Below are 13,809 nucleotides of genomic sequence, written 5' to 3'. Positions count from 1 at the left end.
CAGTAGACAACATGAAGCTCGAGCTCCGCGGAATCACCAAGCGGTTCGGCCCCCTGGTCGCGAACGACCACATCTCCCTCACGGTCGAACCCGGTGAGGTGCACTGCCTCCTGGGCGAGAACGGTGCGGGCAAGTCCACCCTGATGAACGTGCTCTACGGCCTGTACCAGGCGGACGAGGGCGAGATCCTCCTGGACGACGTCGTCCAGGACTTCGACGGCCCCGGCGACGCCATGCGCTCCGGCATCGGCATGGTGCACCAGCACTTCATGCTCGTGCCGGTGTTCACCGTCGCCGAGAACGTCATGCTCGGTCAGGAGCAGACGACCTTCGGTGGTCGCCTCGACCTCGCCGGGGCCCGCAAGCGCGTCCGCGAGATCAGCGACCGCTTCGGCTTCGACGTCGACCCCGACGCCCGCATCGAGGACCTGCCCGTCGGCGTGCAGCAGCGCGTCGAGATCATCAAGGCGCTGTCCCGCGACGCGAAGGTCCTCGTCTTCGACGAGCCGACGGCGGTCCTGACGCCGCAGGAGACCGACGAGCTGATGGGCATCATGCGCCAGCTCCGCGAGGCCGGCACCGCGATCGTCTTCATCACGCACAAGCTGCGCGAGGTGCGCGAGGTCGCCGACCGGATCACGGTGATCCGCCTCGGCAAGGTCGTCGGCGAGGCCTCGCCGACCGCGACGAACAACGAGCTCGCTGCGCTCATGGTCGGCCGGGCCGTCTCGCTCGTCGTCGACAAGACGCCCGCGTCCGGCGGCGAGGACGCGCTCGTGGTCGAGGGCGTGACCGTCACCGACCCGTCGGGCGTCGTGCTCGTCGACGACGTCTCGTTCACCGTCCGCCGCGGCGAGGTCCTCGCCATCGCCGGCGTGCAGGGCAACGGGCAGACCGAGCTGACCGAGGCGATCATCGGCCTCGAGCCCGTGCACGCGGGTCGCATCACGCTCGACGGCAAGGAGCTCACCGGTCGCACGGTGAAGCAGGTCCTCGACGCGGGGGTGGGCTTCGTGCCCGAGGACCGCAAGGAGGACGGCCTGGTCGGGGAGTTCACGATCGCCGAGAACCTCATGCTCGACCGCGCCGACCACGACGAGTTCGTGCGGGCCGGCACGATCCGCGCCGCCGAGCGCGACGCGTTCGCCGACGAGAAGATCGCGGAGTTCGACATCCGCACGCCGTCCCGCACCACGGCGGCCGGTCGGCTGTCGGGCGGCAACCAGCAGAAGATCGTCCTCGCCCGCGAACTGAGCCGCGAGCTGCGGCTGTTCGTGGCCGCGCAGCCCACGCGCGGCATCGACGTCGGCTCGATCGAGTTCGTGCACAAGCGCATCGTCGCCACCCGCGACACCGGCGTCCCGGTCATCGTCGTCTCCACGGAGCTCGACGAGGTCGTGGCGCTCGCCGACCGGATCGCGGTCATGTACCGCGGCGGCATCGTCGGCATCGTCCCCGCGGACACCCCGCGCGACGTCCTCGGCCTCATGATGGCCGGGGAGATCCCAGAAGGAACGGAGCTGGCAGCGTGAGCACCCCCACGCCAGACAACACGCAGCCGGCGACCCCGGCCGAGGCACCCACCGACGACCGCATGCAGGACGTCGAGGGCACCACACACCTCATGACGGACTCGGCGGACGACACCGAGCGTCGGGCTGCCGGCGGTGACCGCTGGAGCACGGCGCTGCAGAGCATCGTCAACGGCTCCGTGCTCGTGACCGTCCTCGCCGTCGTCCTCGCCCTCGTCGCCTGCGGCATCCTGATCGCCGTCACCGACGAGAACGTCCGCGCGGCAGCCGGGTACTTCTTCGCCCGCCCCACCGACACCTTCCAGGCCGTCGGCACCGCGGTCGGTGGCGCGTACCGGTCGCTCTTCCAGGGCTCGGTCGTGAACTTCGGCGCGAGCTCCTTCGCGCAGGCCATCGCGCCGATCACGCGCTCGGTCGACTACGCCGTACCACTGATCGCCGCGGGCCTCGGCATCGCGCTGTCCTTCCGGGCCGGCCTCTTCAACATCGGCGGCCAGGGTCAGATCCTCATCGGTGCCGCCGCCGCCGGCTGGGTCGGCTTCTCGTTCGACGGCCCCGCCGCGATCCACATCCCGCTCACCGTCGTCGCCGGCATCGTCGGCGGTGCGGTCTGGGGTGGCCTGGTCGGGATCCTCAAGGCCCGCACCGGTGCCAACGAGGTCGTCCTGACGATCATGCTCAACTACGTCGCGCTCTACCTCGTCAGCTACCTGCTCCGCACGCCGGGGCTGCTGCAGGCGCCGGGCAGCTCGAACCCGATCTCGCCCGCCACGAAGGAGAGCGCGGTCTTCCCGGCGCTGTTCGGTCCCCGGTACGGCATCGACCTCGGCTTCGTCGTCGCGCTCATCGCCGTGGTCGTGGTGTGGTGGCTCGTCAACAAGTCGTCGCTCGGCTTCCGCTTCCGCACGATCGGTGAGAACCCGCGCGCCGCCCGCGTCGCCGGCATGAGCGTCCCCGCGCTCACCATCTGGGTGATGGTCATCTCCGGTGCGCTCGTCGGCATCGCCGGCGCCTACCAGGTGCAGGGCGCCGTGACCTCGGGCTTCACCTCGGGCATCGACGCCGGCATCGGCTTCGACGCGATCACGGTCGCCCTCCTCGGCCGTTCGAAGCCGTGGGGCGTGTTCTGGGCCGCGATCCTGTTCGGCGTCCTCAAGAACGGCGGCTACGCCATGCAGGCCGCGAACGACATCCCGATCGACATCGTCGGCGTGATCCAGGCGCTCATCGTCCTGTTCATCGCCGCACCGCCGCTCGTCCGCGCGATCTTCCGCATCCCGCAGCCGGGTGCGCGTCGTCGCGGTCGTGCCGCGAAGAACTCCCGGAAGGCGGTCGCCGCATGAGCACCACCACCACCGCGGCGCCCGCACCGGCGCTGTCCGACCGCCCGATCGAGACGACCCGGAGCTGGAAGGCCCCGATCGGCTTCGGCGTCTTCACCCTGCTCGCGCTGCTGTTCTTCGGCGTGCTCCACCGTGCCGGCGACACCACGTTCCGGCTCGCGAACGGCGGTGACTTCTTCGCGCTGCCGAACGTGCCGCTCCCCGCGACCGGTACCGGCATCGTCGTCATCGTCCTGCTGGCGCTCGCCACCGTGTACGCCGTCGTCGAGGTCCGCGCGAACCGCCGGATCCCGCTCTGGCTGACCGCGGTCTTCGCGGTCGTCTTCGTCGTCGGCTTCCTCGCCTGGTCGGCCGCCGGGGACACCATCCCCGTGCCGGGCCTGCTCCTGGGCGCCCTGGGCCTCAGCGTCCCGCTCGTGTTCGGTGCCCTCGGCGGCGTCATCTCGGAGCGTGTCGGCGTCGTGAACATCGCCATCGAGGGCCAGTTCCTCGCCGGTGCGTTCACCTCGGCGATGATCGCCTCGTTGACCGGGTCCGCGTGGGTCGGCCTCGTCGGTGCGCTCGTCGCCGGCGTGCTCGTCTCGTTCCTCCTGGCGGCGTTCAGCATCAAGTACCTGGTCGACCAGGTCATCGTCGGTGTCGTCATCAACGCGTTCATCTCGGGCCTGACGGGCTTCCTCTACTCGCAGGTGCTCTCGCCGAACGAGCAGACGCTCAACATCGGCGTGCGCTTCCCGAAGCTCGAGATCCCGGTCCTGCACCAGATCCCGGTCATCGGCCCGGTGTTCTTCGAGCAGACGGTCGTCGTCTACCTCGCCTACGTCGCGGTCGCGGTCGTCACCTTCGCGCTGTTCAAGACCCGCTGGGGCCTGCGCCTCCGCGCGGTCGGCGAGCACCCGCAGGCCGCGGACACGGTGGGCATCAACGTCGCGCGGACGCGCTTCTGGAACGTCTCGCTCGCCGGCGCGATCGCCGGTCTCGGCGGCGCGTACTTCACGCTCGACGCGGTCGGCCCGTTCACGAAGGACATGACCGCGGGCGCGGGCTACATCGCCCTGGCCGCCGTCATCTTCGGTCGCTGGGACCCGATCCGCGCGACGCTCGCGGCGCTGCTGTTCGGCTTCGCGTCGAACCTGCAGAACATCCTCGGCGCGATCGACTCGCCGGTGCCGAGCGAGTTCCTGCTCATGCTGCCCTACGTGGTCACGATCTTCGCGGTCGCCGGCCTGGTCGGGCAGTCGCGCGGACCGGCGGCCGCCGGCAAGCCGTACACCAAGAGCTGACGGCCTGGAGGCGCGGCACATGACCGACACGAACCCTTCCGGTGACCAGGAGGTCACCACCGGCCCCGCGACCGGCGAGCCGTCCTGGACGGACCCGGCCACGAGCCTCCCGTCCGACCCTGACACCGTGATCGACGCGAGCGTCGACGTCGACTGGAGCGCCCTGCGGGACGCTGCGACCGCCGCGATGCGGCGGGCCTACGCGCCGTACTCGTCGTTCCCGGTCGGCGCTGCTGCGCTCACCGACGACGGACGGATCGTCTCGGGCTGCAACATCGAGAACGCGTCGTACGGGGTCACCCTGTGCGCCGAGTGCTCGCTCGTCTCGCAGCTGCACATGACCGGCGGCGGCAAGCTCGTCGCGTTCACCTGCGTGGACGGCGACGGTGCGACGCTCATGCCGTGCGGCCGGTGCCGGCAGCTGCTGTTCGAGCACTCGACCGAGGGCATGCTCCTCGAGACGGTCTCGGGCATCCGCACGATCGACCAGGTGCTCCCCGACGCGTTCGGGCCCCGCACCCTCGCGACCTACCAGCAGGAGCACTGACATGGCAGTCGAGCCCTTCGACACCGTCGACCTCATCCGCACCAAGCGCTCCGGCGAGGCCCTGGCCACCGCCGAGATCGACTGGCTCGTCGACGCGTACACGCGCGGGTACGTCGAGGACCCGCAGATGGCGGCCCTGGCGATGGCGATCTTCCTCAACGGCATGGAACGGCGGGAGATCAAGGACCTGACGCTCGCGATGATCGCGTCGGGGGAGCGGATGTCGTTCGACGCCCTCGGCAAGACCACGGTGGACAAGCACTCCACCGGAGGCGTCGGGGACAAGATCACGCTGCCGCTCGCGCCGCTCGTCGCGTCGTTCGGGGTGGCGGTGCCGCAGCTCTCCGGCCGCGGACTCGGCCACACCGGTGGCACGCTCGACAAGCTCGAGTCGATCGCCGGATGGCAGGCGTCGATCTCGAACGACCGCATGATGGAGGTGCTCCGCGACGTCGGGGCGGTCATCTGCGCGGCCGGCTCGGGACTGGCACCGGCGGACAAGAAGCTCTACGCGCTCCGTGACATCACCGGCACCGTCGAGTGCATCCCGCTCATCGCGTCGAGCATCATGTCGAAGAAGATCGCCGAGGGCACGGGTGCGCTCGTGCTCGACGTCAAGTTCGGCTCCGGTGCGTTCATGCCGACGTACGAGGCGTCGAAGGAGCTCGCGCAGACGATGGTCGACCTCGGCAACGACGCGGGCGTGGCGACCTCGGCGCTGCTCACCGACATGGAGGTCCCGCTCGGCCTGACGATCGGGAACGCGCTCGAGGTCCGGGAGTCGGTCGAGGTCCTCGCCGGCGGCGGCCCGTCCGACGTGGTCTCGCTGACGGTCGAGCTCGCGTCGGAGATGCTGCGGCTCGCCGGGCTGCCGGACGCCGATCCGGCGGCAGCGCTGGCCGACGGTCGGGCGATGGACACGTGGCGCCGGATGATCGAGGCTCAGGGCGGCGACCCCGCTGCGGACCTGCCGGTCGCCCGCGAGCGACACGTGGTCACGGCGACGGAGTCGGGTGTGCTCGTCCAGCAGGACGCCCTGCCGTTCGGCATCGCCGCGTGGCGTCTCGGCGCCGGCCGGGCCCGCGCGCAGGACCCGGTGCAGGCGGGAGCCGGCATCGAGCTGCACGTCAAGCCCGGCGACACCGTCACCGCGGGCCAGCCGCTCTGGACGCTCCACACCGACGAGCCGGCGCGCTTCGACCGCGCGCTGGAGTCGCTCGAGGGTGCGTGGGCGATCGGGTCGTCCGCGCCCGAGCGCGGCCCCATCGTGCGGGAGCGCATCACCGGCTGAGCGCCGCGGCCGCCACCCGGCCCCACCGACCGGAGGCTCCCCACTCGTCTGTGGGGAGCCTCCAGTCGGTCCGTCCGTCTGTTGTGCACAGGTGCCGACGCGGCGTCGGCGACCACCGCTAGCCTGGGAGCATGAGCGCCGACGCCCCGACCTACCGCCTGCCCGACGCCGGAGCGGTCATCGACGACCTGCCCAAGGTCTCGCTGCACGACCACCTCGACGGGGGTCTGCGCCCGGCGACCATCGTCGACCTGGCGGACGAGGCGGGCATCGAGCTGCCGACGACCGACCCCGAGGCACTCGGCGCGTGGTTCGCCGAGCAGTCGAACAGCGGCTCGCTCGTCGAGTACCTGAAGACCTTCGACGTCACGACGTCGGTGATGCAGACCGCGCCGCAGCTGCACCGTGTGGCGAAGGAGTTCGTCGAGGACCTCGTGGCCGACGGGGTGGTCTACGGCGAGATCAGGTGGGCACCGGAGCAGCACCTGCGGGGTGGGCTGACGCTCGACGAGACGGTCGAGGCGGTGCAGGCCGGCATCGAGGAGGCGGTCGACGCCGCGGGTGGCGCGATCCGGATCGGCCAGCTGGTCACCGCGATGCGTCATGCGGACCGGTCGCTCGAGATCGCCGAGCTCGCCGTCCGGCACCGGGACCGCGGCGTGGTCGGCTTCGACATCGCGGGGGCCGAGGCAGGCTTCCCGCCCGCGAACCACCGTGCGGCGTTCGAGTACCTGGCATCCGAGCTGTTCCCGGTGACGGTCCACGCCGGCGAGGCCGACGGGCTGGCGTCGATCCGCTCCGCGCTGGTGGACGGTCGGGCGCTCCGCCTCGGCCACGGCGTCCGGATCTTCGAGGACATCACCCTGTCGGACGCCGGTGACGGCTCCACGCTGGCGTCGCTGGGCGAGATCGCGTCGTGGGTCCGCGACCGCGAGATCCCCCTCGAGGTCGCGCCGCAGTCGAACCTGCAGACCGGTGCGATCGCCGCGTGGGGCGACGACCTCGCCGACCACCCGTTCGACGTGCTGTACCAGCTCGGCTTCCGCGTGACGGTGAACACCGACAACCGCCTGATGAGCGGCACGTCGCTGTCGCGCGAGCTCGCCCTGCTCGCCGGCACCTTCGGCTACGACCTCGACGACCTCGCCGCGTTCCAGATCAACGCCGCGCTCGGCTCGTTCCTGCCGCTCGAGGACCGCGAGGAGATCATCGCGACCATCACGGCCGGACACCAGGAGGCCTAGCGATGTCCCTGCCGCCGCTGCCGGACGACGCCGTCGTGCTCGGAGCGAGCGCGTCCTCGTGGCGCGACGCGCTCCGGCTCGCCGGTGCCGCGCTCGTCACCTCGGGGTCGGCGACGCCGCCGTACACCGACGCGATGATCGACCTGGTCGAGGAGCACGGCCCGTACATCGTCATCTCACCCGGACTCGCGTTCGCGCACGCCCGGCCGGGGCCGGCGGTGCTGCGGGACGGGCTGGCCGTCGTGACCCTGCGCGAACCGGTGTCGTTCGGGCACCCGCACAACGACCCGGTGTCGGTCGTCCTCGGGCTCGCGGTCGCCGAGGTCGGGACGCACCTCGAGTCGATCGGCGACATCGCGAACACGTTCAACGACGCCACCGTGACCGCGCGGCTCGCGGCGGCGGGCTCGGCGGACGAGGTCCGGACGATCATGGGGGTGTCGGCGTGAAGATCGTGACGATCTGCGGTGCGGGGATCGGGTCCAGCGGGATCCTCAAGGTGAACGCGGAGAAGGCCCTCGCCACGCTCGGGCTGTCGGCGTCGGTCGTCGCGGCGGACGTCGCCTCGGTGCGCGCCGTGGCCGAGGACGCCAACGTGATCCTGACCAGCCAGGAGTTCGTCGAGGCGATCGGGGAGACCTACGCCGAGGTCATCGTGATCCGGAACCACTTCGACCAGGGCGAGATCACGGCCGCGGTCGACCGGGCGCTCGGGGAGCACTGAGCAGCTCCCGACGCTGCCTCTAGAGTTGGGGCATGAGCACGGAGAACCCGCTGAACGACCCCGCCGCCGACCCGTTCGAGGTCGCCCGCGACGCCGCCGCCGTCATCGCCGACCGGTCCGGCATCGAGCGGCACGACATCGCCCTGACCCTGGGCTCCGGCTGGGGCAAGGCCGCCGACATCATCGGCGAGACGGTGTCCGAGATCCCCGCGGCCGAGGTCCCCGGCTTCAGCGCCTCTGCGGTGCCCGGACACTCCGGCACGGTCCGGTCGATCCGTCTGCAGGACGGCCGGCACGCACTCGTCATCGGTGCACGGACCCACTACTACGAGAACCACGGCGTCCGTCGCGTGGTGCACAGCGTCCGCACCGCCGCGGCGACCGGGGCGTCGGTCATGGTGCTGACCAACGGCGCCGGCGGCATCAAGGAGCACTGGACGCCCGGCACTCCTGTCCTCATCAGCGACCACATCAACCTGACGGCGGACAGCCCGCTCGAGGGCGCCACGTTCGTCGACCTGACCGACCTGTACTCGGCACGGCTGCGCGAGGTCGCGAAGTCGATCGACCCCACCCTCGACGAGGGCGTCTACACGCAGTTCCGCGGCCCGCACTACGAGACCCCGGCCGAGGTGCAGATGGCGAAGACCATCGGCGGGCACATCGTCGGCATGTCGACCGCGCTCGAGGCGATCGCCGCCCGTCAGGCGGGCATGGAGGTCCTCGGCTTCTCGCTCATCACGAACCTCGCCGCGGGCATCCAGAAGACCCCGCTCTCGCACGCCGAGGTGCTCGAGGCCGGGCGCGAGGCCGAGCCGGTCATCGCGGACCTCCTCGCCCGCGTGGTGGCGGCGCTGTGACCCGGCACGAGGGTGCCTCGGACGGCGCCATCGCGGACGGCGACCTCGGTGACGGCGGTGCCCTCGCCGCCGTGGACGAGGACGTCCTGTCCCGCGCCCGCGCGTGGGTGGAGCAGGACCCGGACGACGAGACCCGTGCGGAACTCCAGCAGCTGATCGACCGCGGCGACGCCGAGGAGCTCGCCGCGCGGTTCGCCGGTCGCCTGCAGTTCGGCACCGCCGGCCTCCGTGCCGAGCTCGGCGCCGGGCCGCAGCGCATGAACCGCGTCGTCGTCACGCAGGCCGCGGCGGGGCTCGCGCGCTTCCTGATCGACACCGGTCGTGACCGCAGCGTCGTGATCGGCTACGACGGCCGGGTCAACTCCGACGTCTTCGCCCGCGACTCCGCCGAGGTCATGCGCGGCCTCGGGCTCGAGGTCACCCTCCTGCCGTCCGCGCTCCCGACGCCGGTGCTCGCGTTCGCGGTGCGCCACCTCGGTGTCGGCGCGGGCGTCATGGTGACCGCGAGCCACAACCCGCCGCGGGACAACGGCTACAAGGTGTACCTCGGGGGCGAGGACGACGGCTCGCAGATCGTCCCGCCGGTCGACGGCGAGATCGCCGCGGCGATCGACGCGGTCGCCGCGGGGGACGTCCGCGACCTCGTGCGCTCCACCGACTACACGGTCGCCGGTCCGGAGCTCGCCCGGGCCTACGTCGACGCGACCGCCGCGACGGTGCCGGCCCCGACCCTCCCGATCGACGCGCAACCGAAGGTCGTCTACACGGCGATGCACGGCGTCGGGTGGGAGACCGCGCGAGCCGTGTTCGCCGCGGCGGGGTTCGCCGAGCCCGCCGTCGTACCGGAGCAGATCGAGCCGGACGGCGCGTTCCCGACGGTGTCGTTCCCGAACCCGGAGGAGCCGGGTGCGATGGACCTGTCGATCGCGCGTGGTGTCGCGGTCGGGGCCGACCTGGTCATCGCGAACGACCCCGACGCCGATCGCCTCGCCCTGGCGATCCCCGACGGTGCCGGCTCGTTCCGTCGCCTGTCCGGCAACGAGGTCGGTTGGTTGCTCGGCTGGCGGGCCGCCGCTCGTGCGCAGGCCGCGGGCTCGTCGGACGGGTCGGGTGTGCTTGCGGCGTCGATCGTGTCCTCGCCCGCGCTCGCCCGCGTCGCGGAGCGGTACGGGCTCGGGTACCGGGACACCCTGACCGGGTTCAAGTGGGTCTCCCGCGTGCCCGACCTGGTGTTCGGGTACGAGGAGGCGCTCGGCTACCTCGTCGACCCCGGCGTCGTCCGCGACAAGGACGGCATCTCGGCGGCCCTGGCGCTGCTCGACCTCGCCGTCTCGCTCGCAGCCGAGGGCCGGACCGTCGCCGACCAGCTCGACGCCTTCGCGGCCGAGTTCGGGGCGTTCGCCTCCGGGCAGGTGTCGACCCGCGTGGACGACCTGTCGCGGATCGGGGAGATCATGGCGTCGCTGCGGTCGTCCGCGCCCTCGTCGCTCGGCGGCCGTACGGTCACCGGGGTGACGGACTACTCGGACGGGGTGGAGGGCTTCCCCCCGTCCGACATCCTGCGCTACGACCTCGAGGGCGGCGCGCGGGTCATCGTCCGCCCGAGCGGCACCGAGCCCAAGGTGAAGGTCTACATCGACACGGTGGCGGCTTCGCCGGCCGAGGCGCAGGCGCTCGTCGACGCCCTCGCCGCCGACGTGCGGCCCCGCGTGTCGTAGCGGCGCGGCGCTGGTCCGCCGCGCCGCCGCCGCTGGCGGCGCCGGCCGCGCCTGCGGTGCGGGTGCCGCCCGTGCCGCTGTGCGGATGCCGCCGGTACCTGCACAACCGGAAGCACCTCACGCCACGCAATCACGTGGCGCGAGGTGCTTTCCGTTGTGCACGAGCAGCTGACACCACCGATAGGCATCCGGGTACCACGGGACCGAGGACGAGCGCGAACCTCGTCGGGCGGCCGGTCCTCCTGCACAGAGCGGGGACGAGCGCTCGCTGCTCACAGGCACGGCCGGGAGGCGCGTGACCGGTCTGCGCGCGCGCCACGCTCAGGACATGGCGACGTTGGAGATCCTGGTCGGTGGCGGCGCGGACGAGACCGGGCGGCGCGGGCGGGACCACCGCGATCGCGCGCTGCGGGGAGAGCTCGTACGACTGGCCCCGGGCCGGTTCGTCGTCGCGGACGACTGGCGACGGGCGACCCCGGGGGAGCGGCACATCGCTCGGATCAAGGCGTTGCACGATCGGCTCGCCCCGCGACTGGTCGTCTCGCACGCCTCAGCCGCGGCGTTGCACGGGCTACCCTGGCCCGGCGAGTTCCCGGTCCCGATCGAGGTGATCGATCCGCTGCGATCCACCGGTCAGTCGCTGCGCTCCGTGCACAAGCGGGCCGGCGCGGGGCGCACACTCCGGACGTCGTACATGGTGGCGAACGGGCGAGCCCTGACCGACCTGGCGAGCACGGTGGTCGACCTCGCCGTGGCGTACCCGCTGCGGACGAGCGTGCCTGCGGTGGACCGTGCGCTCGCCCGCGGATCCAGCCTCGATGAACTCCGCGCGACACTGGACGAGAGCACCGCCGTACAGTTCCGAGCGAGGGCGGAGCGGGCTCTGGAGCTCGCAGACGCGCGCTCCGGGTCGCCGGGCGAGTCCGTCGCTCGCGTGGCGCTCGACGAGGTCGGCGCGCCGAGGCCGATGCTGCAGCAGGAGTTCCGCGACGGCTCGGGATCGATCGGCGTCGTCGACTTCTGGTTCGCCGACCAGGGCGTGGTCCTCGAGTTCGACGGTCGAGTGAAGTACGCCGACCCGTCCATGCGTGGCGCGGGCATGACGGCCGAGGACGTGCTCGTCGCGGAGAAGCGGCGCGAGGACCGGCTTCGTCGCCACCCTGACGTCCGAGCGCTCGGCCGGATCAGCGTCGTCGAGACGGACGACACGGAGCGGCTGCGCTCGGTGCTGCGCGCCGTCGGGGTGCCGACGGCGCGCGGCCACTTCACGACCGTCCGGTGAGCGATCCTCCTGCGGACGGCGGCCGGCGCGACGTGCCCGGACACAACCGGAAGCACCTCGCGCCACGGAACTGCGTGGCACGAGGTGCTTTCGGTTGTGCGGCGCGGCGCGCGGCGCGCGGCGCGGCCGCGGCGCCCGACCCGCGGCGCGCTACGCGAGCTCGAGCAGCACGTGGCCGGACGAGATCGTCTGGCCGACGGGGGCGTTCAGGCCGGTCACGACCCCGTCGCGCGGGGCCTGGACGGGCTGCTCCATCTTCATGGCCTCGAGGACGACGAGCAGGTCGCCCTTCACGACGGTGTCACCCTCGGCGACCGCGAGCTTCACGACGGTTGCCTGCATCGGGGACGTCACCGAGCCCGAGGACACGAGTCCGCCCTTCACGCCGGACGACCGGCGCTTCGGGGGAGCGGAGGGACCGGCCGGACGCCGACCGGCGGCACCGGCAGCGCCACCGCCGACGATCGAGGGCATGGTGACCTCGATGCGCTTGCCCTGGACCTCGACGACGACGCTCTCGCGGGCGGCCGGTGCGGGGAGCTCCTCGGGGAACCGCTCCAGGCCGGGATGTCGTTCTGGAAGTCCGTCTCGATCCACTGCGTGTACACGCTGAACGGCGTCTCGTCGTCCGTCGCGAACGCCGGGTCCGACACGACCGCACGGTGGAAGGGCAGCACGGTCGGCAGTCCGGTGACCTCGAACTCGGCCAGGGCGCGGCGCGACCGCTCGAGCGCCTCTTCGCGGGTGGCGCCGGTGACGACGAGCTTCGCGAGCATGGAGTCGAACGAGCCGGAGACGACGTCGCCGGAGACCACACCGGAGTCGACGCGGACGCCGGGGCCCGACGGCGCGGTGAACGCGTGCACGGGACCGGGTGCCGGGAAGAAGTTCCGACCCGGGTCCTCGCCGTTGATGCGGAACTCGAACGAGTGACCGCGCGGGGCGGGGTCCTCGTAGTCGAGCGTGCCGCCCTCGGCGATGCGGAACTGCTCGCGGACGAGGTCGATGCCCGTGACCTCCTCGGAGACGCAGTGCTCGACCTGCAGGCGGGTGTTCACCTCGAGGAACGAGACCGTGCCGTCCGCGCCGATGAGGAACTCGCACGTGCCGGCGCCGACGTAGCCCACCTCGCGCAGGATCGCCTTCGACGACTCGTACAGGCGCGTCTGCTGCTCGGGCGTCAGGTACGGCGCCGGGGCCTCCTCGACGAGCTTCTGGTGCCGACGCTGCAGCGAGCAGTCGCGCGTGGAGACGATGACGACGTTGCCGTGCTCGTCGGCCAGGCACTGGGTCTCGACGTGGCGCGGCTTGTCGAGGTACTTCTCGACGAAGCACTCACCGCGTCCGAACGCGGCGATGGCCTCGCGCGTCGCCGATTCGAACTGCGAGGCGACCTCGTCGCGCGTGCGTGCGACCTTCAGGCCACGGCCGCCGCCGCCGAAGGCCGCCTTGATGGCGACCGGCAGACCGACCTCGTCCGCGAACGCGATGACCTCGGCAGCGTCCGCGACGGGCTCGATGGTGCCCGGCGCGAGCGGCGCGCCGACCTTCTCGGCCACGTGCCGCGCGGAGACCTTGTCCCCGAGCTGCTCGATCGACTCCGGCGAGGGGCCGATCCAGGTGAGCCCGGCGTCGATGACGGCACGGGCGAAGTCGGCGTTCTCGGCGAGGAACCCGTACCCGGGGTGCACGGCGTCGGCCCCGGACCGGCGGGCCACCGAGATGATCTTGTCGACCACGAGGTAGGTGTCCGCGCTCGTGGTGCCGTTCAGCGCGTAGGCCTCGTCGGCGAGGCGGGCGTGGAGGGCGTCGCGGTCCTGGTCGGCGTACACCGCGACCGAGGCCTTGCCAGCGTCGCGGGCCGCGCGGATGATGCGGACGGCGATCTCGCCGCGGTTCGCGATGAGGACCTTGCTGATACGGGGCATGGTACGTCAGCGTATTCGTGCAGCGGCGGCCGGTTTTGACCGGCACGTACAAAGAAA

The 13,809-nt window shown here is 71.9% G+C and carries 11 protein-coding genes and 1 pseudogene; 11 read left to right on the top strand and 1 reads right to left on the bottom strand.

The window, feature by feature from the left end:
• Positions 1–11: 11 nt before the first annotated feature.
• The 11 genes from NI26_RS10475 to NI26_RS10425 all read left to right on the top strand — a co-directional run bounded on the left by NI26_RS10475 (position 12) and on the right by NI26_RS10425 (position 11,824).
• On the top strand, positions 12–1,532 hold the full coding sequence (locus NI26_RS10475) for an ABC transporter ATP-binding protein (protein WP_066655091.1): 1,521 nt from the start codon (positions 12–14) through the stop codon (positions 1,530–1,532).
• The gene (locus NI26_RS10470; RefSeq protein WP_235426344.1) at positions 1,529–2,875 is read left to right on the top strand and encodes an ABC transporter permease; all 1,347 of its coding nucleotides are present in this window, start codon (positions 1,529–1,531) and stop codon (positions 2,873–2,875) included. The genes NI26_RS10475 and NI26_RS10470 overlap by 4 nt, the downstream gene beginning before the upstream one ends.
• Positions 2,872–4,158 carry an ABC transporter permease gene (locus tag NI26_RS10465; RefSeq protein WP_066655089.1) on the top strand — a complete coding sequence of 429 codons (1,287 nt, stop codon included), beginning with the start codon at positions 2,872–2,874 and terminating at the stop codon, positions 4,156–4,158. The genes NI26_RS10470 and NI26_RS10465 overlap by 4 nt, the downstream gene beginning before the upstream one ends.
• 127 nt (positions 4,159–4,285) lie before the next feature.
• The gene (locus NI26_RS10460; RefSeq protein WP_066658412.1) at positions 4,286–4,705 is read left to right on the top strand and encodes a cytidine deaminase; all 420 of its coding nucleotides are present in this window, start codon (positions 4,286–4,288) and stop codon (positions 4,703–4,705) included.
• 1 nt (position 4,706) lies between these two features.
• On the top strand, positions 4,707–5,996 hold the full coding sequence (locus NI26_RS10455; protein ID WP_066655087.1) for a thymidine phosphorylase: 1,290 nt from the start codon (positions 4,707–4,709) through the stop codon (positions 5,994–5,996).
• A 131-nt stretch (positions 5,997–6,127) separates the two neighbouring features.
• Positions 6,128–7,240 carry an adenosine deaminase gene (locus tag NI26_RS10450; protein ID WP_066655085.1) on the top strand — a complete coding sequence of 371 codons (1,113 nt, stop codon included), beginning with the start codon at positions 6,128–6,130 and terminating at the stop codon, positions 7,238–7,240.
• 2 nt (positions 7,241–7,242) lie between these two features.
• A complete protein-coding gene (locus NI26_RS10445; protein WP_066655083.1) occupies positions 7,243–7,689 on the top strand; it encodes a PTS sugar transporter subunit IIA in 447 nt (148 codons plus the stop codon).
• On the top strand, positions 7,686–7,964 hold the full coding sequence (locus NI26_RS10440; protein WP_066655082.1) for a PTS sugar transporter subunit IIB: 279 nt from the start codon (positions 7,686–7,688) through the stop codon (positions 7,962–7,964). Before NI26_RS10445 ends, NI26_RS10440 begins: the two co-directional genes overlap by 4 nt.
• 32 nt (positions 7,965–7,996) lie before the next feature.
• Entirely contained in the window at positions 7,997–8,824 is an 828-nt protein-coding gene (locus NI26_RS10435) for a purine-nucleoside phosphorylase (protein WP_066655080.1), read from the top strand.
• 71 nt (positions 8,825–8,895) lie between these two features.
• Entirely contained in the window at positions 8,896–10,542 is a 1,647-nt protein-coding gene (locus tag NI26_RS10430; RefSeq protein ID WP_066658402.1) for a phospho-sugar mutase, read from the top strand.
• A gap of 328 nt (positions 10,543–10,870) precedes the next feature.
• Positions 10,871–11,824, top strand: a complete 954-nt coding sequence (locus tag NI26_RS10425; RefSeq protein ID WP_066655078.1) for a hypothetical protein — start codon at positions 10,871–10,873, stop codon at positions 11,822–11,824.
• A 150-nt stretch (positions 11,825–11,974) separates the two neighbouring features.
• On the opposite strand, the pseudogene NI26_RS10420 reads toward NI26_RS10425, so the two are convergent.
• Positions 11,975–13,752 (bottom strand): annotated as a pseudogene (locus NI26_RS10420) (acetyl/propionyl/methylcrotonyl-CoA carboxylase subunit alpha).
• Positions 13,753–13,809 lie beyond the last annotated feature (57 nt).

The sequence above is a fragment of the Curtobacterium sp. MR_MD2014 genome, assembly GCF_000772085.1.
Lineage (GTDB): Bacteria > Actinomycetota > Actinomycetes > Actinomycetales > Microbacteriaceae > Curtobacterium.
The sequence above is the reverse complement of the archived record's forward strand: the minus strand, read 5'-3'. Positions and strand labels throughout refer to the sequence as shown.

Excerpts from the sequence above, each read along its gene's own strand:
- NI26_RS10475 (WP_066655091.1), top strand. The coding sequence starts at position 12 with ATGAAGCTCGAGCTCCGCGGAATCACCAAGCGGTTCGGCCCCCTGGTC.
- NI26_RS10465 (WP_066655089.1), top strand. The coding sequence starts at position 2,872 with ATGAGCACCACCACCACCGCGGCGCCCGCACCGGCGCTGTCCGACCGC.
- NI26_RS10455 (WP_066655087.1), top strand. The coding sequence starts at position 4,707 with ATGGCAGTCGAGCCCTTCGACACCGTCGACCTCATCCGCACCAAGCGC.
- NI26_RS10450 (WP_066655085.1), top strand. The coding sequence starts at position 6,128 with ATGAGCGCCGACGCCCCGACCTACCGCCTGCCCGACGCCGGAGCGGTC.
- NI26_RS10445 (WP_066655083.1), top strand. The coding sequence starts at position 7,243 with ATGTCCCTGCCGCCGCTGCCGGACGACGCCGTCGTGCTCGGAGCGAGC.
- NI26_RS10435 (WP_066655080.1), top strand. The coding sequence starts at position 7,997 with ATGAGCACGGAGAACCCGCTGAACGACCCCGCCGCCGACCCGTTCGAG.
- NI26_RS10425 (WP_066655078.1), top strand. The coding sequence starts at position 10,871 with ATGGCGACGTTGGAGATCCTGGTCGGTGGCGGCGCGGACGAGACCGGG.